We start from the raw sequence: 25,640 nt of genomic DNA, 5'->3' as shown, positions 1-25,640 counted from the left end.
GCAGGCCGGTCTGTCGCTACAGCCACGTGGCAAGCACGAGTATGCTGAGCAGCGCCAGCGGAGTATCTGTGAGAAACTGAAAGGGAGAAGCCGAACTGCTGCATGCAGCGGAGTGCTGCGGGCTCGGAGGCTGACCTTTACCCACAAAGTTGAAGATAAAAATTGTACCCCCGCTGTGAGGGGTATCTTCGGGCGGGTGTCCACATCCTCCACTCGCACGCTGCCCGGTCTCTCCAATGCCGTCCAAACCAACGCCCGGTGGGCGGCAGAGGAGCTGGGCTCCATTCAATTGGGTGACGCGCGCAGCAACCGGCGCATGGTCAAGGTCTTCAGCCAAATGCTCAACTCTCCAGGCAAATCCATCCCTCAATGCTCCCGCAGCGTGGCCGAGGCCAAGGCTTTCTACCGTCTGCTCGACGTGGAGGAACTCACCGACACCCTGCTCTTCGACGTCCACCGGCAGGCGGTGCTGCGCCGCGCCCAGCACAGCGGCTGCCGTGTCTTGCTGGCCATCCAGGACACCACGGCGTGCAACTTCAACACCCGTGATTCGCTTGAGGGGCTCGGCTCGATCTCCAGCAACAAGCTCCGGCCAAACATCGCCGGGCTGCACGTCCACAGCACCCTTTTGAGCGCCGCCGATGAGGATGCCGTCTTTGGCCTGCTGGGGGCCAAGCTCTACGCCCGCAAGCCCCCAGGCAAGGAGCGCGGCGCGGGGGCGCGCAACCGGGAACCCATCGAGGCCAAGGAAAGCATACGCTGGCTTGAGAGCCTGGCACTGGCGCGTGAGGCCCGGCAATGGTTTGAGCCCCCTGCGCAGGCATCCGCATCCCAGGCCAAGCCCGCGCAGCCTCCGCTCATTGTCAGCGTTGGAGACCGCGAGGCAGACATTTACGAACTGCTGGTGGAGGCGCAGCAGCACCGTGAGCAAGGTCTCGGGCTGCTGGTGCGCTCACAGCACAACCGCAGCCTCAAGGACGAGGAGGCGCAGCTATGGCAGCACCTTGAGCACAGCAAGCAGGCGGGCAGCCTCACCCTGGAACTCCCGCGCAGCCAGGGGCAGAAAGCGCGGCAGGCCACGCTGAGCGTGCGCTTCACCGCGGTGACCCTCGCCGTTCCGGTGAACCAGGCGAAGTACATGAAAAAGGACACGCCGGTGGAGGCCAGCATCGTGGAACTGCGCGAGCAGGATGCGCCGGAAGGCCAGGGCAAAGGCATCTGCTGGCGGCTGCTGAGCACGCTGAAGGTGGATACACTGGAGGCGGCGCTGCAGATGGCGCGGTGGTATGCGAAACGCTGGCAGATCGAGGAGTTCCACCGCATCCTCAAAACAGGCTGCCGGGTGGAGGCGCGGCAGATGCGCAGCCTGGAGCGGCTCAAGCCGATGATGGCCCTGGACATGCTGGTGGCGTGCCGGATCATGGGCATGAGCGCAGGAGCGCGGCAGAGGCCGCAAGATCCGGCCACAGACTGGCTCGATGAAGACGAGATCAGCGCGCTGGAGGCGTATGAAAGCGAAGGAAAGAAGCCCGTGAAGACTAACAGTGCCCCGCCGATGAGCCTGGGGGCAGCGGTCAAAAGCATCGCCCGTCTCGGTGGACATCTGGGACGCAAGGGCGACGGCCACCCAGGAGCTCAGGTGCTATGGCAGGGACTCAACAAGCTCGACATGATCACCGATGTCTGGCGCAGGCTTCGGCCCCGGCAAACTTATGGGTAAAGATCAGCTCGGAGGCCCGCGCTCCAAAAGCGCTTTGGTTCGCCGCCTTGCACCAGTTTTAAACACAGCCTGGCACAGTGGGCCATTCACCTCACCCCACCTCATCCCCCAGCCGCTTCTCCGGCACCAGATACCCCTGCACATAATCCCGCACCGCCTCCGCCAGCGGCGTGATCTCCGCAGCAAATCCGGAGCCCCGCAGCTTCGCAATGTCCGCGCAGGTATAATACTGGTACTTCGACTGCAGATGCTCCGGCATGTCGATGAACTCAATGTTCGGCTCCTTGCCCAGCGCCTTGAAAATGGCCGTCGCCAGCTCCACCCACGTATGCGCCTTGCCGGAGCCCAGGTTGAAGAGCCCGCCCGCGCTCGGCGTTTCAGCCAGGTGCAGCGTCATGCGGATCGCATCCTTCACATACAGAAAGTCACGCATCTGCTCGCCATGCTTGTAGTCAGGCCGGTGAGATTTAAAAAGCTGCACCTTCCCGGTGGCCAGGATCTGCCCGCAGGCCTTGTGCACCAGGCTGCGCATGTCCGCCTTGTGGTCCTCATTCGGTCCATAGACGTTGAAGTATTTCAGCCCCACGATCTTCGGCAGCCAGCCCTCGCACTTTGCATGCAGGTCAAAGAGGTGCTTCGAGTACCCATACATGTTCAGCGGCCGCAGCGCGTGGATGTCCGCCATCTGGTCATCCATCCCATGGGCGCCGTCTCCATACGTCGCCGCGGAGGACGCATACACAAACCGCGCCTGCGTCGCCAGCGCCCACTGGCAGAGCTGCTTGGTAAACTCATAGTTGTTCCTCATGAGGTAGTCCGCATCCCGCTCCGTCGTGGCAGAGCACGCGCCCAGGTGCAGGATGTGGTCAAACCGCCCCAGCTTGCCCGGGCTGTTCAGCACCGCCTGCAGCAGATCGTTGCCATCAATGTAATCCGCAAACTTCAGCGGCACCAGGTTCTTCCACTTCTCGTCCGTGCTCAGCCGGTCGCACACCACGATGTTCTCGCAGCCCCGGCGGTTCAGCTCCCAAACGAGCGCGCTGCCGATGAATCCGGCCCCGCCGGTGATGAGAATGCGACTTTCCGTGTTTTTCATGAGCCCGTCCGGTAACGGGAAAACCGCTCCTGTTCAAGCCCGGAGCTCGCAGCCGCAGCGCCGCCAGGAAAGTGGTCCGCACAGTCCCCTGTGCGGCGTCTGGGCATTCGTGCACGCTCAGAACCGCACAAAGCCCGCCCAGACCACTGACCTGCGCCAGCCTTCAGCTCACGAATCCAGCATGGCTCCAAAGCCCACGAAATGATTGGATGCCACGACCGGTTGAAAACCGGTCGATATCTTGGCCGACGGTTGAGACGCGTACGATAAACAAACTGGCGTCCACATCTTGAAAAGGAAGGCCAACGGCCTTCCGTATCATAGCGAAGGGATGCCGAGCCTGAGCGAGGCTTCCCTGGTACTGCTGGCATCGGTCCGGGAAGCAAACCGGGCATTCCGCCACATCGGGGACCCACCAGAAGCGTCTGCCATACGCTCCGCCACACGCCTGGGGCATGTCAGCTCCAGCGCAGGCGAGCAAGGTCGCTCATCGCATGGTCCTGCCCTGGAGACCTGTTTTCAAGTGTTGATGGTATGACACGCTTTGCCGCGCTTATTCGCGGACCTTCCTGCCAAACTCCACACCCTCTACGCCGCCATCGCCTCCGGCTGCTGCGGGGCGGTGTGCATCGGAAGCTGCTCGCGCCACAGCGCCGGGTGCAGAAAAGTACTGCGCGGGTCACGCTCCCACTCGCCTTGCCAGCCGACCACCGTCTCCATCACCACAGGGTTCGGGCACTGGATGGCCGGGTAAAGCCACTGCTGATCCGCCACCACCAGCTTGGGGATCAGCGCATGACCATGATATTCAATCTCCCATCCCAGCAGCAGCGGCTCTTCGTCCGTAAATCCCGCGATGCCCTTGGGGTGTTCCACCCAGCCCACCAGACCGCTGCCGTTCAGCGCATCCCACACTTCCCGCATTTCCAGGTCCACCCGCACCGCAAAACCCGTCGTCTTGGCATGCCCGCCGTTCGCCGGGTCACGGCTCACCAGGCCAAACAGAATGCTGTTAGGGCAGTTGTCAGGAACGATGTCCACCTGAAACCCAAAGCGGATGGGATGATCCGGCAGCAGCAGGCTTCCATAGCTTTGCACTTGGAAGCCTGAGAACGCTGGATCAGCAGCGGCAGTGGCAGAGAGGGATTCCATAGGTCTCTAAAAATTTCAGCTCAGTTTATTAAATTTGCACGCAGTTATTGAAATTTCAAACTAATTATTCAAAAACGCTCGGCATTTGTCACTCAAAATCTTAAAAACTTGTTCAAAGGCATAGCGGGACGGATGCCACCTTCCTCATAAATCATGTGATAATTTTGTTCCTGGGGCGGATTCCTTGTGGTGACGCTATTGACGAAACTGCTCCCCTTGATACCAAATATGCCTCGTGGCACTCGCTTCACCGATCAACTGCGCTGAAACCGACCTGACGGCCGAGTTTCGCGATCAATTTCTCCTCACCTACCAGCACATGCTGCTGGCCCGGGTGCTGGAGGAAAAGCTCGGCTCCCTCTACCGCGCCGGCGGGCGCATTGTCGGGGGGGTCTATTTGGGAAAAGGCCAGGAGGCCTTCAGCGCCGCTCTCGGCGTCCAGCTCCGCAAAGGCCGTGACATCTACGGCCCCCTCATTCGTGACCAGGCCGGCCGCATCGCCTATGGCGAGCCCATCATTGACTGCGTCCGCACCTATCTGGGCACCATCACCGGCCCCATGCGCGGGCGGGATGGCAACATCCATCGTGGCCGCCCAAAGGAGGGTCTCCAGGCCATGATCAGTCATCTCGGCAGCCTCCTCTCGGTCGTCGCCGGCGGTCTCTTTGCCCGCCGTCTGTCCGGTACTCTTGGAGACAGCATCGGCGCCACCAGCATGGGAGATGGCGGTACCTCCACCGGCGCCTTTCACGAAGGCCTGAACATGGCCGCCGTGGAAAAGCTGCCCATCATCGTCAGCATCGCGAACAATCAATACGCTTACTCCACCCCCAACAGCCGCCAGTACGCCTGCGAGCACCTCGTGGACCGCGCCGCAGGCTACGGCGTGGAGGGAGTCACGGTGGATGCCACCGATCTCGCCTCCTGCCTGAAGGCCTTCCGCGCAGCGGTGACCCGGGCCCGCGCGGGCGGCGGCCCGCAGATGATCGTGGGCACCCTCCTCCGTCTCGCCGGCCACGGCGAGCACGATGACGCCTCCTACATCCCCGATGCCAAGCGCCAGGGCTCCTCCGCCCGGGACTGCCTCCAGGTGGCGGAGGACTTCGCCCGCGACCACGGCTGGATGTCCTCCCAGGATCTGCGGGAGCTCCACGAGGAAGTCCGCCGCAACGTTGACCAAACCGTTTCCAAAGTGTCCAAAGAACCCGCTCCTGATCCCTTCAAAGAAAACTGGCAGGCCCTGTCCTGCGCTGAGCTGGTGGAGGGACAGCACGAGGCATGAGCATCACCTATCTCGAAGCCATTCGGGAGGCCCAGTACGAGGCCCTGCGCAATGATCCCTCCGTCTTCCTCTACGGGCAGGACATCGCCACCTTCGGCGGCGCTTTCAAGGCCACCAAGAACCTCAGCAAGGAGTTCCCCAACCGCGTCTTTGACTCTCCCATCAGCGAAGACGCCATGGTGGGCATGGCCGTCGGCGCGGCCGTGGAGGGCGCCCGCCCCATCGTTGAGATGCAGTTTGCCGACTTTTCCTCCGTCGGCTTCAATCAGATCGTCAATCAGGCCGCCACCCTCTACTGGCGCACCAATGTGCCCTGTCCCGTCACCATCCGCATGCCTTCCGGCGGCACGGCTGGCAGCGGTCCCTTCCACAGCCAGTCCATGGAGGCCATCTACGCTCACTATCCCGGCCTGGTCATCGTGGCCCCCGCCACCGTGGAGGATGCCTACTGGATGCTCCTGGACAGCGTGAAGCTCAACGACCCCGTCGTTTACTGCGAGCACAAGTTCCTCTACTACCATCTCAAGGCGGACAGCATCGGCGATCGTGAGCTTCCCATCGGCAAGGCGCGCATCGCCCGCCCCGGCCGCCACGCCACCATCGTCACCTACAGCGCCATGGTGCATGAGGCCCTGCGTGCCGCGGAGGAATTGCAGCTCGATGGCTACCAGATCGAAGTCGTGGATCTCCGCTCCGTGAAGCCCATGGACACGGACACCATCCTCGCCTCCGTCGCCCGCACCGGCCGCCTCCTCGCCCTCGGCGAGGCCTTCCCCTGGGGCGGCGTCACGGCGGAAATCATCGCCCGCGTAGTTGCGGACGGCTTCCATCTCCTGGATGCAGCCCCCATGCGCCTGAACTCCAAGGACACGCCCATTCCGTATCATCCCAATCTCTGGAAAGCGCACCGTCCCACCACCTCCACCATTGCCGCCGCCCTCCGCCGCCTGCTGCGCAATTAGTTAAATCCAGCATCTAGTATCTAGCTTCCAGCATCCAGTCATGCGCACCATTCCCATCCTGATGCCCCAGCTCGGCGAATCCATCGCCGAAGCCACCATCATTCGCATCTTGGTCGAGCCCGGGCGCGTGGTGGAGGCCGGCTGCGATCTCTTTGAAGTCGAGACCAACAAGGCCACCATGGCCGTCACCGCGCCCTGCGCCGGCACGATGGGGCAGATCGTCGCCACCACGCAGACCAGCTACGCCGTGGGCTCCACCCTCGCCGCCTTTGAGATCTCGGCGGAGGACGCCCTCTCTCTGGGCCTCGTGGATGATCCCACTCCTGCCGCCGCCGCACCCAGCGCCTCCCGCTCAGAATCATCCACCGCAGTGGAAAACCTCCACTTCAAGATCAGCGACAATGACGTGATCTCCACCCGCCAGCCCACCGTGGAGCCCGTGGTGGGCGGCCTGCCGGTGCCCGCTGGAGCCACCGGCGCCAGCTACATCTCCCCCCGCATGCGCGCCCGCATGCTGGAGCTCGGCCTCAACGCTTCCGACCTCGCCGGCGTCCCCGGCACCGGCGCCGGCGGTCGTGTCACCGTCGAAGACTTCGAAGCCTTCCTCCGCGCGCTGGAGCAGCACCGCATGACCCCCGCCTCCCCCATGCGCATCGCCGTGGCGGACTCCATGCGCCGCAGTTGGACCCGCCCCCTCGCCACCGTGGGCAGCCCGGTGATGCTGGATGCCCTTCTGGCGCATCGCAAAAAGGCGGATCCCAAGCCCGGCCCCGCCCTCTACGTCATCCGCGCCCTCGCCCTAGCCCTCTCCGAAAACACCGCCTTCGCCGGACGCCTCGTCGGTAACCGCATCGTCCATCCCCTCGCCATCGACATCGGCTTTGCCGTGGAGGTGGAGGACGGCGTCATGGTCCCCACCCTGCGCGAAGTGGAAAAGACCCCCCTCGCCAAACTGGTGCCCACCTACAACAAGCTCGTGGAGCAGGCCCGCGCCCGCCGCCTGCCCAATGACGTCAAACGCCCCGGCATCGCCACCGTCACCAATTTCGGCACCTTCGGCATCGTCTGGGCCACCCCCATCCCTCTTCCCGAGCAGAACCTCGTCCTCGGCCTCGGCGCCGGCAGCAAGGTCCCGCATTGGAGCGATGAGGTGCAGCAGTTCATCCCCGTCACCGAAGCCGAGCTCACCCTCAGCTTCGACCACCGCGTGCTCGACGGCGGCGGTGCCGGCCGCCTCCTTAAAAGAGTTGCCGAATTGCTGCAAAAACCCGAGCTGCTTTAAAAAGCACGTCAGGGGCGGTTTTTGCTGAATCCGACACACAACTCCGCCACGTGTATGCACGACAAACCCTCCCTGCGCCAGCTCATGCGCGAGCGTTTGCGCACCATGGATGAAGCCGCGCGCCACGACGCCAGCGTCCATATCGCATCTCATCTAGAACATCTCGCCGCCACCTGGCCCGCAGGCACCACAGTGGCTCTCTTCGGCGGACTCAAAAATGAACCCGAGCTCGTGACCGGTCTGCTGCCCGCTCTTCACGCCCTGGGCATCCGCACCTGCTTCTTCCAGATCGAACATCAGGCCCTGCAGCCGCGGCTCGTGTCTTCCATGGAAGATCTCCATCGCGGCCAGATGAATGTCTGGGAACCAAAGCCGCACTGCCCCATCATCGACATCGCCGCGCTCGACATCATCCTCGTTCCCGGCCTGGCCTTCACGCACGATGGCAGACGCCTCGGTCGCGGCGGCGGCTATTACGATCGTCTGCTCGCCCATCCATCCTGCCGCGCCCAGCGCATCGCCATTGCCTTCGGCCTGCAGATCGTGGATCACATCACCACCGAGTTTCACGACCAGCACATCCATCAAATCATCACCGAATCCGGCTTGATCCAGCCTCCTGCTTCTGATTAGTGCGCGTTTGTCATTTCCCCCTCATGAAGCTCATCCTCGAAATCATCCAGTCTGGCACCGCCTATCTGGAGAAGCGCAAGATCGACGAGGCCCGGCTGAACATGGAGCACCTCCTCGCCCACGTGCTGCGCTGCCGCCGGCTCGATCTCTATCTTCGCTTTGGTGAAACCGTGCCCGAGTCTGACCTTGTGACCCTGCGTGAGCTGCTGAAGCGCCGCGGAGAAGGGGAGCCCCTGCAGCATCTGCTCGGCAGCGTGGAGTTTTGCGGTCATGAACTGGTGAGCGATCACCGCGCCCTTGTGCCGCGGCCCGAGACTGAAACACTGGTGGAGCTTGTGCTGAAAAAATTCACCACCGCTCCCGCGCGAGTGCTGGACATGGCCACCGGCTCCGGCTGCATCGGCCTCAGCCTCGCCAAAGCCTGGCCGCTGAGTGAAGTGGTGCTGGCAGACATCAGCGAAGACGCGCTCGATCTCGCCCGCCTCAACGCTTCGCGTCTCGAAGCCAGCGTGAAGTTTTACCGCAGCGATCTCTTCGAAAAAATCACCGGCAGCTTCGATCTCATCGTCGCAAATCTCCCCTACATCCCCACCGCCGAGATCCCCACCCTCAGCGCCGAAGTGAAGCGCGATCCCGTCCTCGCTCTCGATGGCGGACCCGATGGCCTGCGCATCGTCGAACGTTTCCTCAAGGACGCGCTCCAGCATCTCAACACCGGCGCGTTGATTGCGCTGGAAGTGGGGCACGATCAAGGCGCGCCCGTCGCCACCCGATGCACCGAGCTGGGTTATCTGAATGCCAGCACCGCCGCCGATCTCGCCGGCATTCACCGCTTTGTGTTTGCCGTGGCACCGGTGCGGGTGGTGGCCGCTGAAGAACTGGTGCTGGAAGAAGTCGAGACTCCAGGGAACGAATGAAGAAGCAGGAGGTGCCTCAGAGGCTCATCACTTCTTCTTGAACCCAAGCCTGGCGAGGAGGCTGCAAACAACCTCCAGTCCATATGCATAGCCTTCCGGTCTTTTGCTGCCACGCGGACCCGCCACATTCAGGCTGCTTATGTTACGCCTGCGGACAAACTGCAGGGCAATTTCCGCAGCTCTTTCTGCACTGACTTCGGCCGCGTTCACGATCTGGTAGGGACGATGCAGCTTGATGCAGCGAAAAAGCGTTTCTTCGGTGCCTCCTTCCAGCTCTTCAAAGTACAAAATGAAAGTGCCGTCGGCATCGCAGAGATTCTGAATGGTCCGCTGCTTGTAGCCGCCTTCTTTGAGTTCGTGTACCGGGTAGTGCGCCGGAATGATGCCGTTTTCATCCACCCGGCCGGCTGGTACCCAGCCGCCGCAGGGCACCCCAAACATGAGCGCTGCATCCAGTGCGGCTCGATCCACTCCTGTTTGTGCTCCGGAAATGATTTTGAATTCGTTTTGGCTCATGTGTGTCGACTTCTTCCTGCCACCTTATAATTCCCCCATGCCGCCGCGTTTGATCCACGCATTCAGCGGTTCGAATTGATTCATATCCAGTGTGATGCCGCAGCCAAACGGTGCCGCATTCACGGTACGGAGATCGATGTCCCCGTTTTCAATCTTCAGCGTTGCGAAGCCCTGGGCATGGCGATGATACAGCCCGCCATGCGTGGTGAGCACCGCCTCCTGCGTGGCTGCGGAGTGCATGCTGAGGCCGCGGAAGTAGTGGTGGCCGTTGCGCTCCACGTGGGTGACACCGAGGAGAGCCATGACGCTGAGGTCTTGGAGGAGGGCGACGGGGCCGACATTGGCGAGGTCTTCGCCGCTGAGGATGGGGCCGCCGGGAATGGTAGCGGCACGCTTTTTGAGCAGGGCGGCATTGGCCAGGCCTTTGACGATGCCTTTGCAGTTTTTGTGACTGGTGCCGCGATAGCCGAGATCTAGGGCGCGGGGGAGATCGGCGAGGGAGCCGTCGCTTTCATCGATGATCATGCCGGGGCCTTCATTCCAGGAGCGTAGCGTTTGCCCGACATCGTCGTGCAGAGCCTGAGAGCGGTGCAGCGGCTGCTCGATGAGGAGGAGGTTTTGGAAGAGCGGTGCCAGGGCGGCATCGGCGCGGAGGGTGGCGTAGAATTCGCGGAAGGAGGCAAGATCGTAGAACTGTTCGTTGCCATCGAGCGTGGCGTGGAAGCCGGAGGGACAGTTGGCGGTGAAGACGCGGGTGATCTCGCGCAGGCGGGGCAGATCGATCTCGGGCTTGCCGCAGACTTTGATTTTGAAATAACGCAGGTCGTAGGCGCGGATGGTTTCTTCCAGCGTGTAGGGCAGGCCGTCTTCCGGGCTGCCTTCGGGATCGCTGAGGGCATCGCCGAGGCCGACGGTGTGACGGGCGTGCACGTGGGACAAGGGCGTGGGTGCGATGACATCGGCCACGCGCATGCCGCGCAGTTCGTCGCGCACGGCGTCTAGATCGATGCCGAGAACGTCGGAGCGCAGGACGGCGTGCAGGGGCTGGCCGAGGGCTTTGCACAGGCCGTCGAGCACGGCGCGCTCGATGAGGCTGACGCCGAGATTGGCGAGCAGGGAAGGGGTTTCTTTGACGCGTGCCCAGCTCGACTGCTCGGTGTACAAGTTCTGCCACCAGGTGAAAAAGCCGGTGGGTTTCTCCGCGGCGAGCCGGGCGATGCGCGAGGCGTTTTGAATAACGGCGATCATCTCGGCGAGATCGATCTCGAAGAGTGTGTCGGGGTTCTTGGTGAACCACTTCGGTGGCAGGCCTTCGCTGGCGAGTCCGCTCACGGCCTTGCCATCCACCACCAGATTTGCCGACACGAACAGGTGCGGCAGGGCGGTCATGCTGGCGATGCCGTACTTGAACGGGAATCGCGCGTGCATGGGCAGCACGTGGAAGTGGAAGGAATCGATGGTGAAGGTCATGGCGGCAAAAAATCGTCCTCGTCCTCTTACTCGAACTCGTCCTCGATCCTAGCGCGTTGTTTCAAGTTTTAGGTCTCAAGTTTCAAGTTGCCGCGTGAATCCGGGGGTGGTGGATGTGGCGGAACTTCCGGACCGCCTGCTGCGCAGCCGCGAAGCGAACGCGGGACTGCAATACGGCGCTGGGTGGCTTGACTCCCGGGTCGCTTCAGTTACACGTCCGCATGAACTGGCAGAAAGCGCGCTGGATCCTGGCTGGAATCGTACTTCTCTTGAGTGCGTGGCTGATGTCCGCGGCGCTGAAAATGGGCGGCATTGGTGCGGCGTTTCCGGTGATTGGCAGTGCGTTGATGTTTGTGACCTTCGTGCTGATCATCGCGCCAGAGACGGCCGTGAAGCTGGCCGAGTGGATCGCGCGGCCGTTTGCGGCGTTGTTTTATCCAGATGAGGAATTCGCGAAGCCGCCGCTTTCCTATGTGCTGGCGCGCAAGTACAGCCAGGAGCGCAAGGTGGACGCGGCGGTGCAGGAGTATGAGAAGATCCTGTTTTATTACCCCGAGGAACGGGATGCGTATCTGGAAGTGATCGAACTGGCGCAGCGGGTCGGGGATGGGGAGCTGCGGGAGAAGTATGAGGAGATGTGGAAGGAGAAGTTTGAGGAAGAGACAGAGCCGGAGGTCAAGGAGTCAAGAGATGGTCAAGATGGTGCGCCAGGTTAGTCTAGGCGGGGGCTCCGAGCCCAGCGGCGGCGAGCCGGTGCCGCGTGAAGTGGTCCGCACGCTCCGTGTGCGGTGCGTGCGGAAAGCTGGGGATCGAGCGTTGAATGGACTGCCTGCGGGGAGTAGTGGGGCGCGTCGTTCTGTGCGATTGCGGAGTGGCAGGATCGAGGACGAGTTCGAGTAGGAGGACGAGGACGATTCGGCTTCGGCGGAACGCCTTGGGTGCTTGAGGATTTTTTGATCTAAGGGGGCGTTGTCCGGAGCGAGCTAAAGCTCGCGAGTACTCTTTTACACCAGCGCCGCTGGCGTCTGTTCCTCCTGTTCCTCGATGGCGGTCAGGCGGGCCTGTTCTTCGTCGAGGTCTTCGTGGACGGGGATGGACTCGGAATCTCCTTCAGAATCGCCTTCGGCCTTCTTCCGGCGCTTGGGCTGGTTGGGAGCTTCGAGGGCCAGTTCCTGGGCGGATTTTTCCAGGGTGCGGGTGTCCTCTGTGGTCATGCGGACGCCCACCGGCTTGCTGACGCCGAACTCCTGCATGGTCACGCCGTAGATCACATCGGCGCGGCTCATGGTGCGCTTGTTGTGCGTCACGATGATGAACTGGGAGTTGTCGATGAAGCTGTCCAGCATCTTGAGGAAGCGGCCGATGTTCGTTTCGTCCAGCGGGGCATCGAGCTCGTCCAGCACGCAGAAGGGGCTGGGCTTCACCTGGTAAATGGAGAAGAGCAGGGCCACGGCGGTCATGCTGCGCTCGCCACCGGAGAGGAGGCTGATGGTCTGCAGCTTTTTGCCCGGGGGCTTGGCGATGATTTCGATGCCGGACTCGAGCGGATCGTTTTCGTCCACGAGCATGAGGTCGGCTTTGGCGGCGGGGCCGAAGAGCTCGCGGAAGTTGTTGTTAAAGAAGCCGCGCACCTGCTCAAACGTTTCCACAAACATGGTCTTCGTGGTCTCGTTGATCTTGGCGATGACCTGCAGCAGCTCGTCCTTGGATTTGACGAGGTCGTTGTGCTGGGTGTCGAGGAAGTTGTGACGTTCTTCGAGTTCTTCGAACTCCTGGATGGCGTCGAGGTTCACAGGGCCGATGCCCTCAAGCTTCTGGCGCAGCTCATAGACCACTTCCATGACGAAGGCCCAGTCGGGCTCGGCTTCCTGGCCGGGAACGACGACGTCGTCGATGTCCACCGCGTCATCATCGCGATTGGAGACGGCGCGGACCTGCGGGGCGGACTCTTCTTCCTCGGCAGCTTCCGAGGCTTCCACAGTCGCCTCGGCACCTTCATCCGCCGTGCTGCTTTCCGCGGTGCTGGCCGCGCCTTTTTTGCCGCGGTTGCGGTTCTTCTTCTGCTCCTCGATAGTGACCATCAGCACGTGGTAGTCAGGCTCAAAGGCTTCGATGTGGAAGCTGTAGCGCTCCTGCACCTGGTTGATGAGATTTTCGAGGCGCAGGTCCACGCGGGTGAGCGCGACTTCCGCGCGGTTGCGCGATTCGTTGAGGCCGTTGAAGCTCTGCCGAAGCTGCGTGAGCTGTGCTTCGAGCTGGCTGACCTGCTCAAACAGTCCGGCACGTTCTTCGGTCTTGGACTGAAGATGTTCTTCAATGGCCTCGATGGTGCCGCGCTGGGACTCGATCTGCTCCTGGAAGCGGGCGTTCTCCGCCTCGCTCTGCTGGATGCGCATGCGCCAGGTGTTCATCTCCTCGGCGAAACGGTTGATGCCCGCCTGCAGCTCCTGCAGGCGCATGGCCAGCGGGGCTTTCTGGCGTTCGATGGAATGCAGGGCGCTTTGCTCAAGAGCGAGCGCGGTGCGCAGCTCGTTGAGGCGCTCGCTGGATTCGAGTTCGCGGCGCAGGAAGGACTCCATTTCAAGCTCCAGCTCGGCTTCGCGAACGCGGGAGGTTTCGAGCTGCTCCTGCGCGATGGCCACAGCCTCGCGGAGCTGCTGGATCTGGCTTTCGGAGCCGCTGATGCGCTCCTGGATCTGGTTCTGATCCCACTCGACGCTTTCGAGCTTGGCGGTGGCCTGCTGCAGGGCACGCTGCACCACGCTGATCTTCCCCTGGAACTGCGAGAAGCCTTCGCGCGCACGCTGGGACTGCTCACGCAGGGAGACTTCCTCACGCTGCATTTCTTCAAGCTGCGCGGTGACTGTGTTCACCGCGTCTTCCTTCTCCATGAACTGGTATTCGAGGGCCTCCACCTCCGTGCGGAGCTGGCGCACCTCGGCTTCACGGCGCAGGGTGGAGGAGCCCTCCTCCTTCGTGGCGCCACCGGTGATGATGCCGTCATGCGTGATGAACTCGCCGCGCATCGTCGCGATGGCGAGGTGCGGCATCTCGCGCTTCATGCGCAGGGCGGTGTGCAGATCGTCCACGATGACGACGTTGTGCAGCAGGTGGTCCAGCAGGCCCTGCACGCCGGTCTTCACGCGCACCTTGTCCGTGGCCCAGGCGACGGCGCCGGCGGGAAGCAGTTCGCGGTCAGAGGCACGACGCAGATTGCAGAAGTCATGCGGCACGAGTGCGGCGCGGCCCATCTTGTGATCCGTGAGGCGGTCGATGATCTGCGCAGCCAGTTCGCTCTCGGTGAGCAGCACGGCCTGCAGATGGTCTTTCAGGGCGGCTTCGATGGGCGTGATGAAATCGGGCTCCACTTCAATGCTGGAGGCCAGCAGGCCGCGCACACCCACGGAGTAAACCTCCGGGTTGTCGAGTCCGCTGATGACCTTCTGCGTGCCGGCGGAGAGGCCTTCACCCTTCTGAAGAAGCTGTTCGATGATTTCGAGGCGTGACTTGCGCTGGGTCAGGCTGCGCTGGAGCTCGTTGAGCTCGTTGTTCATCGCATCGCGCTGCCGGCGGCGTTCGATGATCTCACGGGCGCAGTCCTTGGCCTTTTCGTCGAGCTGATTGCGGGTCTCCTCCAGCTCCTGGATGTTGCGCTGCAGTTCGTCGAATTCGATCTGGCTCGTCTCACGCGCCTGCTGCGCGGTCATGCGGTCATGCGCCAGGGCTTCGTGGCGCTGGCGGTCGCCGGAGATCTGATTGCCCAGGGACTGCGCACGCGCCTCGCTGGCGGCGATCTGCCCTTCAAACTGGCGGATGGACTCACGGATCGCACGGCGGTCGCTTTCCAGACGATTGCGCTCAGGCAGGATGTTCTGGTGCAGGCCGGCGTGCTCGTTCACCGCGAGCTGGCGTGTCTGAATATTGTCGGTGATGGCCAGAAGCTGCTCATCGGCGCTGGCAAGATCACGACGCGCCTGATCGAGCAGCTCCTCATTCGCGGCGATCTGCTCCTCGTTCTGACGCAGGCGGCCTTCCAGCTCCTCGGTGCGCTCACGGTTGAAGCCAATGCGGCTCTGCGCGCTCTGCATCTGCGAGCGCAGCTCCTGCGCCTGCTGGCGTGCCTGGCTGATCTGCGACTCCAGCGCGTGGTAGGCCTCGCGGGTCTGCGCGGCTTCCGTCTCGGCCACCTGCAGCTTGCCCTGAAGCTGCTCGATCTGGTTCGCCATCATGCGCACCTGGTTTTCAGCCTCGGATTTTTCGCCGGCGAATTCGGTGTACTGCTTGTGCGCGAGGTGGGTGTCCAGCAGGCGGGTGTCTTCCAGCAGCGCCTGGTAGCGGCGTGCCTTGGCGGCCTGGCGCTGCAGCGTGCCCATCTGGCGTTTCACTTCGGCGATGATGTCCGCCACGCGCAGCAGGTTGGCCTCGGTGTATTCCAGCTTGCGCAGCGCTTCACGCTTCTGCGATTTGAACTTGGTGATGCCCGCGGCTTCTTCGAAAACGGTACGACGGTCTTCCGGCTTGGAGCTCAGCAGCATGTCGATCTGGCCCTGCGCCATGATGGAGTAGGCGGCGCGGCCGATGCCGGTGCCTGCAATGAGGTCATGGATGTCCTTGAGACGGCAGACGGTGTTGTTCAGGCGGTACTCGCTGCGGCCGTCGCGGAACACACGGCGGGTCAGTGCGACTTCATTGAAATCCACGTTCAGCGACTGCTCGCAGTCCGCCATGGTGAGCGTGACTTCGGCCAGACCCACAGGCTTGCGCTTGTCAGTGCCGTTGAAAATGACGTCGGCCATTTCATCGCCACGCAGAGCCTTGGCGGAGGTTTCCCCCAGCACCCAGCGGATCGCATCCACCACGTTCGACTTGCCGCAGCCGTTTGGACCCACGATACCGGTGACGCCTTTGTGAAACTCAAAATGAGTCTTGTCGGCGAAGGACTTGAAGCCGTGGAGGGTGAGGCTCTTGAGATACATAAAAGGGAAATGACGAAACCAGAATGAGGAATGACGAATGGCTTCAGAATGTGTGCCAAACTGTGTGCCGGGGTGGACTGAACCATTCCGCGCCGGATGGCCGCAAGACTGAAGGCAAAAATCCACGCTATCTTGGGGATCGTTAAGACATCTTAAACAAGATGTGGGATTTTTCGCGACCCTTTCGGTGTGAATAATCGTGTTGCTTGTGAACAACTAACGCACTGGTTCCGTTTGTCAAAAAACTACGGCACACCATCCGCCTGCGGCTGAATGAAATCCCAGACCCAATCTTCACGCTGACCGTACGAAATGCCGGGGCCTTTGTCGGTCCAGCGCAGAGCCTGCCAGGCAGCGGACTGACGAAGAAGGATGACATCTGCCTGGGCTTGGGCCCGATCTGGCACCGGGACTTTCGTGGTGCGGAATCGGCCGGCTTTTCGGCAGTAGTCCAGATAGCGCAGAGGATCCTCTGGGATGCCGGAGCCTTCAAGGGAGGCGCCGAGCACAAAATAGGACTTCCCTGAGGCCACCACCGGATAGAGGGGCCACTTTTCCGGTGGCATGGAAAGCCACGGCAGATTCTGCACCCTGCCATACTGCGGGGGACGCAGCGGTGTCTTGCCCCGAGGTTCAAACAGGATGCGGCAAACCCAGGACACGCGCAGGGCGACGTTCAGAAGCGGCAGCTTGTCATGATGCACGCTGGAGCGATCCGGAGCCAGTGCGGCCAGCTCCTTCGCGGCGTCAGCTTCGCCGAGGTCCACGAAGTGGTTCACGGCCTGCGCCAGAGTGGCGGCGTTGAATTCTTCTTTGCGGAAAAGGGCCGGGATTTCTGCCTGACTGGCAGCGGGCACGAGCAGCGCAGCCGTGGCGCTGAGGGCCATGAGCAGATCAAGCGGACGCATGAGTGCAGAAAATTAATACACCGCCTTGCGGTGAAACAGGAAGCTTTCCACCAGCAGCAGGCCGAGCACGAGCCAGATCAGCTTCTGCGGCCAGGTGCTGAAGGCGCTGGCGGTGATGATGGGAGCGGCGGGCTGCACAGACTGCATGGCGTCAGCGGTGAGGATGGGAAGATTGGTCTCCGCGGCGGAGATCAGGGCGCAGGCGCCGCTGCGGTCGGGAACGGTCTCCCAACTGCCGATGCGGTTGAGCGCCAGCAGGCCGTGCGCGGGATCATCTGCCACCTCGATGAAGGAGTCGCCGTTCCAGGCGTGCCACTGCACGAGGCTGTCCGTGTGCAGCATCTCACCGGTGTGCAGCGTGCGCACGTCGCTCAGGGCCTCACTGTTTTCCGCGCACCAGTAGAGGGCGTTTCCGAGGATGAGAGGAAAGGAGGGCAGCAGGGCGAGCTGCTCCGACTGCGCGGGGGAAAAGGCGGTGACCACGAGACGCCGGCCCTCGAACTCTCCGGCGGCCAGCACGGGCTCATGACCGGCGATCCACAGCGGCTCGATGGAAGCCGGCAGCTCCAGCAGCGTGCTCTGCGTGACGGCAATGCGGCTGCTGCTGGCGCGGAAGAGCACGGGATGATCTGCCTGCACGGTGCGCACGCTGTCATACGGCACACTGCCGATGCCGCGTGCGTGCAGCGGCCCCGAGCTGCTGAGCGGGGTGAGGGCGATCACCGGCCGATCCGCAGGCCATTCCTTGGGCAGCCAGTGCTCGAAGACATACACGTCCGGCTTTTCTTTGGGCGGCCATGCGGCGGGGTCGCCTCTGCGCATTTCGATCCGGCCGTTTTCGATGAGAGCGGAGAGCGCCAGTTCGGTGAAAGGATCGGGCTTCTCAGCAAAATAGGCCACGCTCAGCGGCTTGGTTTTCGGCAGCGGCGCGGCGAGGCCGTTGTCCCAGCCGAAGCAGTCCCCGGCGGCCTTCAGGCGCATTTCCAACTGCTGGCCGCGCACCCCTTCCAGGGGAAGGATCAGCGCGCTGGACTCTCCCGGGGCGAGCTCCAGTTCGCGCAACTGGGCGATGCGTCCGGCGATGGAAACCTCGAGCGTGGCGGTGGTTTTGTTCGGGTTGCTCGCAGCGGCGCTGACCTTCACAAAGGCTTCGTAGCGGTCGCGCGCCAGCGGGCTGTGGCGGATCTGAAAGCTGGTGAGGCCCACGTTCAGCGGCTCCTTCAGCGCCACGGGAATCCAATCGACCTTGGCGCCATCAGACGGAGAGGAATCGCTGGCAAGCCAGATGCGTGAATGAGATTCGAGATCCGCGAGGCGCTGCGCCACGGTTAGAGCGGCCTCCGGCCTGCCCTCCACCGGCGCGGGGCTGAGTTCGTCAAGCAGGCGCAGGCATTCGCGGTGGTTGCGGCTGCGGGAAAGCAGCACGCGGGGGCGTGCATCAAAGGCGATGAGCGAGACCACGGCCTGGTCCGGCAGCGCACGGATGCGCTGCTTCACGCGCTCCTTTGCGGCATCCAGGCGTGTCCGGCCCTGCACGTCCTGCGCCGCCATCGAGGCTGAGCAGTCCACCATCATCACCACGGCGCCGATGGAGTCCGCCGCCATGTTTCCACTCGGCCGCGCCAGCGCGAAGATGGCGAAGAGCAGCACCAGCAGCGTCAGCAGCAAAGAGAGCCATTTTTTGATGCGCCGCAGCCACGCGGACTCCTGATGCTCCCGCGCGAGCGATTTGAAAAACAGCAGCGTGGACACCGGCACGCGCTTCGCCTGCCGCCGGAAGAGCCACAGCACCACGGGCACGAGAGCGAGCCAGAGGAGGTGCAGGTAGCTGGGGCTTAAGAAGCGCATGACCGGACTAGAAATGACGAAACCAGAATGGCGAATGACGAAGAAATGTCGAAGGCGGAATGATGAATGGCGAAAGTGGCTGAGGTTTCGTCATCGAGTCATTCATTCGTCATTTACGCAGTTCATCCAGCGCCTGCTTCAGATGCCCTTCGATGACGTCCTTGCTCACATAGGCCTCGCCGATCTTGCGCAGCAGGACGAAGCGGATCTTGCCGTTTTCGAATTTCTTGTCGGTGCGGGCGATGCGCATGATCTCATCGGTGTCGAGATCGTCTGGCAGGCGCAGGGGGAGATCGCAGAGGCGGAGCAGGGCGAGGATGCGCTCATAGTCGTCGCTGGTGAGATCGGAGGTCTGGGTGGAGAGCCAGGCGGCGGCGCGCAGGCCGAGGCTGATGGCCTCCCCGTGCAGCAGGCGGCCGTAGCCAGCCGCGGCTTCGATGGCATGGCCGAGGGTGTGGCCGAAGTTCAACAGTGCGCGTGTGCCGATGGTCTCGTGCTCGTCCGCCTCCACGATGACAGCCTTGATGGCGATGTTGCGCCGGATGAGGGCCACGATGTCTCCCTTGCCCGCGGCGATGTCTTCAATCGCCTTGAACATGGAGGCGTCGCGGATGCAGGCGTGCTTGATGATCTCTGCAAAGCCTTCGTTCCATTCACGCGTGGGCAGGGAATTAAGCGTGTCCAGATCGGCAATGACGTGCACGGGCTGGTGAAAGCAGCCCACCATGTTTTTTGCGTTCGGCAGGTTCACACCGGTCTTGCCGCCCACGGAGCTGTCCACCTGGGAGAGCACGGTGGTGGGAACCTGCACGTAGGGGATGCCCCGCTGATAGACCGAGGCGCAGAAACCGGCGAGATCGCCGATGACACCGCCACCGAGGGCGACCACGAAGCTCTTGCGGTCCAGGCCAAAGCGCACCATCTCGCTGAGCACGGATTCACTCCAGGAGAGAGATTTGGAGGACTCCCCGGCGGGCACCGTCACGAGGTGGGGCTTTTTGCCGGCGGCGGTCAGGCTTTTCAGCACCGTTTCGGCGTAGAGAGGGCCTACATTGCTGTCTGTCACCACCGCGCAGCTCGTGCGGTCCGGCATTTTCTTGTTCACTTCCTCCCCCAGCGTTTTGAGAAGATCGCGCCCCACCTGCACGAGGTAACTGCGTGGGCCTAGGTTGACAAAGACGGGGCGGACGGGCTGGACGGGCGGAGGCATGGAAAGAGTTCGAGAAGGCAGGTAAGCGAGTACTGTGCCGTGGGATCGGAATCCAGGCAAATCGTTTGGAAGCACTGCTCGCGCCGAAACCACGTCATCTGCCGCTTGGCGTAATGCCGGGTGGCCTGCTGGATGGCGGCGACGGTGTCCTCCAACGACACCTCCCCGGCCAGGTAGGCGCGCACCTCCCGCACGCCGATGGCCTTTTCCGCCGTGGGGGAGAGCGGGCCCAGGGCGGCCACCTCCTCCACCAGCCCCGCCTCAAACATGTCCAGCGTGCGCTCATTGATGCGCCGGTACAGCGCCTCCCGGTCCCACACAAACACCACGCCATTTACCTGAGGCTCCGCCTGTTCGAAAGAGCGGCGCAGGCCGGACTGCGGCCGCCCGGTGAGCAGGCAGATCTCCAGCGCGCGCTCCACGTAGCGTGGATTGCGCAGGTTCACGGTGGTGGCGGCCTCAGGGTCCCGCTGCAGCAGCCACACGATTTTTTCGCCGGGGCTGAGGTGCTTGAACCGTTCCCGGATCTGCGGGGAGGCGGCGGGCAGGGGGGAGAGGCCGTGGGTGAGCGCCTTGATGTACAGGCCCGAACCACCCACCACGATGGGCATGCGGCCCCGCGCGGCGATGTCCCGAATGATGGGCAGCGCCAGCGCGTGGTAGAGCTGGGCGTCGCCGGTCTCCGTGAGCGGGACCACGCCGTAGAGGTGGTGGGGAACGCGCTCCATGTCCTCCGGCGAAGGCTTGGCCGTGAGGATGTCCATGCCCGCGTAGAGCTGGAAGGCATCGGCGTTCACGATCTCCCCGCCCACGTATTCCGCCAGGGCGATGGCCAAAGAGGACTTGCCCGAGGCTGTGGGCCCGGTGATGAAGAAGGTGTTGTCAGGGAGCATGCGCGGAACGCAGCGGCCTGCGCCTCAGAATTTGCTTTCGATTTTGCGGCCCACCTTGGAGATGCCTTCACCCGTTTTGTAGAAGGCGTGGTCCACACCGCGGCCCGCGCGGGTCATGGGGCCGCCGCTGCCGCGGCAGGAGGCGAGGGAGAACACAACGACAACAGCCAGAACGGAGACGATGGTTTTCATATGGGAGCAGCCTAGTGAGGCGAGCGGATCGGGAAAGTGAAAAGTGACAAGCCGGGGTTTCCCTGATGCCCCGGGCTCACGGCGGCATCGTAAACGTCCCCTCGCAGGCCTTGGCGATGCGGTTGCGGAAGGGCATGGCTCCACTTGCGCGAGGTTGCCGCCCCGGTTTATGATAGAGGCAAGGATGCAGGCTGACAGTGGCCGCCGTCATTTCTGCGGAGATGTGCTCTACCGCATTCAACCACCCACAATCTCTCCCATGCGAACGCCGGCCTTGTTTCTAGCGCTGTCTCTCAGCATCACGGCGGCTCTTGCAGGCGGTTATGCTCCGGCTGACTTTCCCAGTTATGCCGCCCTTCCGCCGCAGGCGAAGCCGTGGTTCCAGCACCTCGCGGCGGCGCAGGATATTCCGGGCGATGTCTTCTCGCTGGCCAAGGTGCCGCAGGCCGAGCCTGCGACGGTCGAACTGATGCAAAAAATCGTCAGCGATCCCGCAGGCAGTCCCCAGCATCTCCTTCTTGTCATCCAGTGCATTCATGCGCGCCGCGACTTGAGCGCCGCCCATCAGGTCTGGCTGCGCGAACTGTTTCTCTCCAGGCTCTCACGCACCAACGGACCGGTGGACGAAGTTTTGAAGACCGATGGTCTGCTGCTGCTGGAGGATTTTCCCAGTCCGGAAAATGAAGCGGTGCTGGACCAGTACCTGACTGATACCTCGGCTCCTTTTGCCGCGAATGACGGGCATGCCGCCTACTATGCCATGCGCGCACTAAGCAGGACTGGCACCTTACAGTCCATCAGGCCGCTGTTGAAGTATGCCGAGAGTCATCGACCTGAGAGGGGCGAAGGTCATCACTACGATCTCGAAGCCATGCAGGCCATCAGAGCCATCGAATATCGTGCCGCCCCCATGAGTCCGGCATTGAGAACGGCCCTGGAGAATTGTTTTCCGTGTTGTATTCCCGATGATAAGGCAATGGCACGCGCTGAAAAGGCCCTCGCCACCCGCCCTGAGTTCAAGCCCCAGCTCTTTGCCCTTCTCAAGGTTCAGTATTTTGAAATTCCCCAATGGGGCGGATGGGGAAGCACCAATGCCTTGAGCGCGCTCGCGCTTCGCAGCGATCTCACTCCTGTTGAACGGAAGCTCATCACCACGGAGCTGGAGACCCACCTCGCCCAGGCGGACGAAAGCCCTTTCATTAACCCAGCCATCCGTTTGCTGGCACATTACCCCAGCCCGGAACACGAGGCGCTGGTGTTACGGTTCCTCAATCGAGACGCCAAACAGCAACCAATCCTGCGGGCGGCGTTTCATACTCTCTCCATCATCGGTGGAGAGAAATCTCTCGCGGCCATGCGTGAGGTTCAGGCGGACCTGAAAGCCCAGCATGCCGAGTCGTTTTTGTTGAATGATCTCGAGCAAGACATCACCCGCATGCAACAGTGGATTGAGCGTCGCACCCCCCCGGCTAAGCGCCGCTAATAACCAAAGGAGTTTGGGATGCTTATTCTTTTGAATCCAGAGGAGCTATGAACACTCACGGCGGCACGGTAAACGTCCCCTCGCACGCATCTGCAATCTGCTTCAGCAGCGAGGGTTCGTCGCTGCCGGGGATGGTTTCTTCGCCGATGCTGATGCAGTGGATGCGCACCTTGAACTGCGTGTGGATGCGCTCGGCGAGGTCCAGCACCTGGGCGGGCGTGCCGTCGCTGGGCTGGCCGTCGCTGAGGAAGTAGATGGAGTCGATGCTGCCTTCCGGCAGCATGCGGGTGAGGGCGTGGTTGAAGGCCTCGCACATGGGCGTGCCGCCGCCGGCGAGGATGCGGTCCACAAACTGCACGGCCTGCTTGTGATTTTTCTCGTCGTTCACCGCCATGCCTTTGGCGGGAAAGCAGGAGTCCACCTCGGCGCCAAATGTGAGGATGCCATAGCGCAGCTTGTTGGATTTGTTTTGCAGCGCGGTGAGCAGGTTGCTCATCTGTGCCCGCAGCTTGCCGATGCGGTCGTCGCGGGACATGCTGCCGCTCACGTCCAGGATGAAGAGTGCGCCTTTGCCTTTGATCTCCAGGCCGTAAAAGGCGGCCATGTTCATGGCGGAGTCGTCGTCCAGAGGCTTGAGCAGCTTCTGCGTCTGGAGGAATTCGGCGTAATCGCTGCGGGCCAGCATCTTCCACGGGATGTTCGCACCCTGCTCGGCGATCCAGGCCTTCCATTTGTCCGGGTCATTGGCAAAGTCCTGGCCGGTGAGCTGAAAGAGCGAGCAGTGGACGGCATCGCCGATGGCCTCGTCATTGAGGTGGGGCAGGAGGGCCTGGAGGGCCAGGGGGCTGCGCATGCCGCCCAGAGCCTCAGCCGCGCAGGCGCGCATGACGTGCGCATTGGGCGGGGCCAGCAGCTCCGCCACACGGGCCACCACGACTTCCGGATTGTCCTGGAAACCGCCCAGCGCCCGGGCGGCCAGCGCGATGCGCTCGGGCTCTTTGGTGGTCTCGAGCGTGCCTTTGAGGTGCGTCAGCAGGTTCCAGAAGAAGGTGCGGGCCTCCCTCAGGCGAATGCCTGAGAAGAACATCAGTGCATCGTCATCACAGCCGGGGTGTTTCGCCAGCCAGTCTGCCAGTACCGCGCGTCCGGCGCCCTCCGGCCAGTCCGCCACGATCTCCGCCAACCGCAGCTTCATCCCCATGCCCACGCGTTTGTCATTCACCAAGGAGAGCACGGCCTCGGCGGCCAGTTTTTGCGCATGGAGATCCTTCAGCGGTGCCAGCGCCTCCTGGCTCCCAGCCCTGGCGCTTTTGACGAGGCCCTTCAGCAGCACGCCCACGTCTTCCGCCGCAGGCAGGCTCACGGTGGTGAGCAGCAGCAGCAGAAGGATGCGGCCTGCAGGATGGCGGTGCATGGGGAAGGGGGGGGGCTTGCGCGGATTCGGTTTCAGAGTATGGGTCTGGGGCTGCGGAACCAAGCCGAAAAATCGTCGCTCCAGCGGTTCGGGCGGCTGGAGCGCGTGACGGTGGTGGATTCCCCGATCTTTCGCAAACAGTCGAAATAGTCTTTGACAGAAGAGCGCACTGTCCTAAGCTCGCGCCACTTTTTCGGAAAAAAGCCGGGGTGTATTGTCTCCTGACGCCAGTCTTGGGGACTTTTCATATCCCGGTTTTCTTGTCGAAAGAGGAGGAGGTTTCTCACGAATCCGCCGCCGGTTACGCTGTTATAGCTCAGTGGTAGAGCACGTCCTTGGTAAGGACGAGGTCGAGGGTTCAAGTCCCTCTAACAGCTCCAGTGGCAGTACGTGGGGATCTTCGAAACACGACAAACGAACCAGTCCCAAGCGCACCCCCTCAACTAACTCCACCCATGGCTAAAGAAGCATTCCAACGCAACAAGCCGCACGTCAACATCGGCACGATTGGCCACGTTGACCACGGCAAGACCACCCTGACCGCCGCCATCACGACCGTCCTTTCCAAGAAAGGCTTCGCCCAGGCTAAGGCTTACGATCAAATCGACGCAGCTCCGGAAGAAAAAGAGCGCGGCATCACGATCAACACCGCCCACGTGGAGTATGAAACCGACAAGCGCCACTACGCCCACGTGGACTGCCCCGGCCACGCTGACTATGTGAAGAACATGATCACCGGCGCCGCCCAGATGGACGGAGCGATCCTCGTTGTGTCCGCCGCCGACGGCCCGATGCCCCAGACCCGTGAGCACATCCTGCTTGCCCGTCAGGTCGGCGTGCCCGCCCTCGTGGTGTTCATGAACAAGGTGGACATGGTGGACGATCCGGAACTTCTCGACCTCGTCGAAATGGAAGTTCGCGACCTCCTTTCCAAGTATGACTTCCCGGGTGACGAAATCCCGATCGTGAAGGGCTCCGCCCTGAAGGCCGCCGAAGGCGACCCCGTGCACGAAGCCAACATCCACAAGCTCATGGACGCCGTGGACAGCTACATCCCGCTGCCGGAGCGCCCGATCGACAAGGACTTCCTCATGCCCGTGGAAGACGTGTTCGCCATCGAAGGCCGCGGTACCGTCTGCACCGGCCGTGTGGAGCGTGGCATCATCAAGAAGATGTCCGAAGTGGAAATCGTCGGCATCCGTCCGACCGTCAAGACCACCGTCACGGACATCGAAATGTTCCGCAAGCTGCTCGACGAAGGTCGTGCCGGCGACAACGTGGGCCTTCTGCTTCGCGGCACGAAGAAGACCGACATCGAGCGCGGTCAGGTCATCGCCAAGCCCGGCTCCGTGACCCCGCACAAGAAGTTCACCGCTGAAGTGTACGTCCTTTCCAAGGACGAAGGCGGCCGCCACACCCCCTTCTTCAACAACTACCGCCCGCAGTTCTACTTCCGCACCACGGACGTGACCGGCAGCGTGAAGCTTCCTGAAGGCGTGGAAATGGTGATGCCTGGTGACAACGTCTCGATCGAAGTCGAGCTGATCACCCCGATCGCCATGGAAAAGACCATCCGCTTCGCCATCCGTGAAGGTGGCAAGACCGTGGGTGCCGGCCGCGTGGCCAACATCCTCGACTAGTTCGCGCAGTTCGTTTGTCTCGAATCCCCGCCGGGTCTGGCGCACA

General features: G+C 62.4%; 20 protein-coding genes and 1 tRNA gene. 10 read left to right on the top strand and 11 right to left on the bottom strand.

Annotated features, from left to right (window positions below; translation table 11 throughout):
- The first annotated feature begins 196 nt into the window (after positions 1–196).
- Positions 197–1,720 carry an IS4 family transposase gene (locus ACILSQ_RS06145; RefSeq protein WP_395742251.1) on the top strand — a complete coding sequence of 508 codons (1,524 nt, stop codon included), beginning with the start codon at positions 197–199 and terminating at the stop codon, positions 1,718–1,720.
- Between the two features lie 91 nt (positions 1,721–1,811).
- Here the strand turns inward: ACILSQ_RS06145 and rfaD are convergent, their stop codons facing one another.
- Both rfaD and ACILSQ_RS06135 read right to left on the bottom strand, forming a co-directional pair.
- Positions 1,812–2,816 (bottom strand): ADP-glyceromanno-heptose 6-epimerase, encoded by a 1,005-nt coding sequence (gene rfaD / locus ACILSQ_RS06140; RefSeq protein ID WP_395742706.1) that lies wholly within the window; start codon positions 2,814–2,816, stop codon positions 1,812–1,814.
- A gap of 588 nt (positions 2,817–3,404) precedes the next feature.
- Positions 3,405–3,968 (bottom strand): hypothetical protein, encoded by a 564-nt coding sequence (locus tag ACILSQ_RS06135; RefSeq protein WP_395742705.1) that lies wholly within the window; start codon positions 3,966–3,968, stop codon positions 3,405–3,407.
- Positions 3,969–4,203: 235 nt separating this feature from the next.
- On the opposite strand from ACILSQ_RS06135, the gene ACILSQ_RS06130 reads away from it, so the two are divergent.
- From ACILSQ_RS06130 to prmC, 5 genes are read left to right on the top strand one after another with little or no spacing between them, the layout of a single operon-like run.
- Positions 4,204–5,250, top strand: coding sequence for a thiamine pyrophosphate-dependent dehydrogenase E1 component subunit alpha (locus ACILSQ_RS06130; RefSeq protein ID WP_395742704.1), 1,047 nt, complete (start codon positions 4,204–4,206; stop codon positions 5,248–5,250).
- The gene (locus ACILSQ_RS06125; RefSeq protein WP_395742703.1) at positions 5,247–6,212 is read left to right on the top strand and encodes an alpha-ketoacid dehydrogenase subunit beta; all 966 of its coding nucleotides are present in this window, start codon (positions 5,247–5,249) and stop codon (positions 6,210–6,212) included. Before ACILSQ_RS06130 ends, ACILSQ_RS06125 begins: the two co-directional genes overlap by 4 nt.
- Before the next feature lie 40 nt (positions 6,213–6,252).
- Complete coding sequence (locus ACILSQ_RS06120) at positions 6,253–7,494, top strand: 2-oxo acid dehydrogenase subunit E2 (RefSeq protein WP_395742702.1); 1,242 nt, start codon at positions 6,253–6,255, stop codon at positions 7,492–7,494.
- 54 nt (positions 7,495–7,548) lie between these two features.
- Positions 7,549–8,127, top strand: a complete 579-nt coding sequence (locus ACILSQ_RS06115; RefSeq protein WP_395742701.1) for a 5-formyltetrahydrofolate cyclo-ligase — start codon at positions 7,549–7,551, stop codon at positions 8,125–8,127.
- A 23-nt stretch (positions 8,128–8,150) separates the two neighbouring features.
- Positions 8,151–9,044, top strand: a complete 894-nt coding sequence (gene prmC / locus ACILSQ_RS06110) for a peptide chain release factor N(5)-glutamine methyltransferase (RefSeq protein WP_395742700.1) — start codon at positions 8,151–8,153, stop codon at positions 9,042–9,044.
- A gap of 27 nt (positions 9,045–9,071) precedes the next feature.
- Here the strand turns inward: prmC and ACILSQ_RS06105 are convergent, their stop codons facing one another.
- Together ACILSQ_RS06105 and ACILSQ_RS06100 are read right to left on the bottom strand one after the other, a co-directional pair.
- Positions 9,072–9,560 carry a putative molybdenum carrier protein gene (locus tag ACILSQ_RS06105; RefSeq protein WP_395742699.1) on the bottom strand — a complete coding sequence of 163 codons (489 nt, stop codon included), beginning with the start codon at positions 9,558–9,560 and terminating at the stop codon, positions 9,072–9,074.
- A gap of 24 nt (positions 9,561–9,584) precedes the next feature.
- Entirely contained in the window at positions 9,585–11,030 is a 1,446-nt protein-coding gene (locus tag ACILSQ_RS06100) for a hypothetical protein (protein WP_395742698.1), read from the bottom strand.
- 221 nt (positions 11,031–11,251) lie between these two features.
- On the opposite strand from ACILSQ_RS06100, the gene ACILSQ_RS06095 reads away from it, so the two are divergent.
- Positions 11,252–11,746, top strand: a complete 495-nt coding sequence (locus ACILSQ_RS06095; protein WP_395742697.1) for a hypothetical protein — start codon at positions 11,252–11,254, stop codon at positions 11,744–11,746.
- Between the two features lie 288 nt (positions 11,747–12,034).
- On the opposite strand, the gene smc is transcribed toward ACILSQ_RS06095, so the two are convergent.
- The 6 genes from smc to ACILSQ_RS06065 all read right to left on the bottom strand — a co-directional run bounded on the left by smc (position 12,035) and on the right by ACILSQ_RS06065 (position 21,057).
- Entirely contained in the window at positions 12,035–16,006 is a 3,972-nt protein-coding gene (gene smc / locus ACILSQ_RS06090; RefSeq protein WP_395742696.1) for a chromosome segregation protein SMC, read from the bottom strand.
- Positions 16,007–16,251: 245 nt separating this feature from the next.
- Entirely contained in the window at positions 16,252–16,914 is a 663-nt protein-coding gene (locus tag ACILSQ_RS06085) for a hypothetical protein (RefSeq protein WP_395742695.1), read from the bottom strand.
- A gap of 12 nt (positions 16,915–16,926) precedes the next feature.
- Positions 16,927–18,762 (bottom strand): BatA domain-containing protein, encoded by a 1,836-nt coding sequence (locus tag ACILSQ_RS06080; protein ID WP_395742694.1) that lies wholly within the window; start codon positions 18,760–18,762, stop codon positions 16,927–16,929.
- Positions 18,763–18,871: 109 nt separating this feature from the next.
- Positions 18,872–19,972: a 3-dehydroquinate synthase gene (gene aroB / locus ACILSQ_RS06075; protein WP_395742693.1), complete on the bottom strand. Its 1,101-nt coding sequence runs from the start codon at positions 19,970–19,972 to the stop codon at positions 18,872–18,874.
- Complete coding sequence (gene miaA, locus ACILSQ_RS06070; RefSeq protein WP_395742692.1) at positions 19,927–20,865, bottom strand: tRNA (adenosine(37)-N6)-dimethylallyltransferase MiaA; 939 nt, start codon at positions 20,863–20,865, stop codon at positions 19,927–19,929. The genes aroB and miaA overlap by 46 nt, the downstream gene beginning before the upstream one ends.
- Positions 20,866–20,889: 24 nt before the next feature.
- The gene (locus ACILSQ_RS06065) at positions 20,890–21,057 is read right to left on the bottom strand and encodes a hypothetical protein (protein WP_395742691.1); all 168 of its coding nucleotides are present in this window, start codon (positions 21,055–21,057) and stop codon (positions 20,890–20,892) included.
- A 259-nt stretch (positions 21,058–21,316) separates the two neighbouring features.
- On the opposite strand from ACILSQ_RS06065, the gene ACILSQ_RS06060 reads away from it, so the two are divergent.
- Entirely contained in the window at positions 21,317–22,540 is a 1,224-nt protein-coding gene (locus tag ACILSQ_RS06060; protein WP_395742690.1) for a hypothetical protein, read from the top strand.
- 55 nt (positions 22,541–22,595) lie between these two features.
- On the opposite strand, the gene ACILSQ_RS06055 is transcribed toward ACILSQ_RS06060, so the two are convergent.
- A complete protein-coding gene (locus ACILSQ_RS06055) occupies positions 22,596–23,954 on the bottom strand; it encodes a VWA domain-containing protein (protein ID WP_395742689.1) in 1,359 nt (452 codons plus the stop codon).
- A 305-nt stretch (positions 23,955–24,259) separates the two neighbouring features.
- Here ACILSQ_RS06055 and ACILSQ_RS06050 point away from each other — a divergent pair.
- Positions 24,260–24,334, top strand: a tRNA-Thr gene (locus tag ACILSQ_RS06050).
- Between the two features lie 75 nt (positions 24,335–24,409).
- The gene (tuf, locus tag ACILSQ_RS06045) at positions 24,410–25,594 is read left to right on the top strand and encodes an elongation factor Tu (protein ID WP_395742688.1); all 1,185 of its coding nucleotides are present in this window, start codon (positions 24,410–24,412) and stop codon (positions 25,592–25,594) included.
- The last annotated feature ends 46 nt before the right edge of the window (positions 25,595–25,640 follow it).

Origin of the sequence: Prosthecobacter sp., from assembly GCF_044227185.1 — a bacterium.
In the GTDB taxonomy this organism is placed as follows: domain Bacteria; phylum Verrucomicrobiota; class Verrucomicrobiia; order Verrucomicrobiales; family Verrucomicrobiaceae; genus Prosthecobacter.
This window is presented reverse-complemented; position numbering and strand designations above follow the sequence as displayed.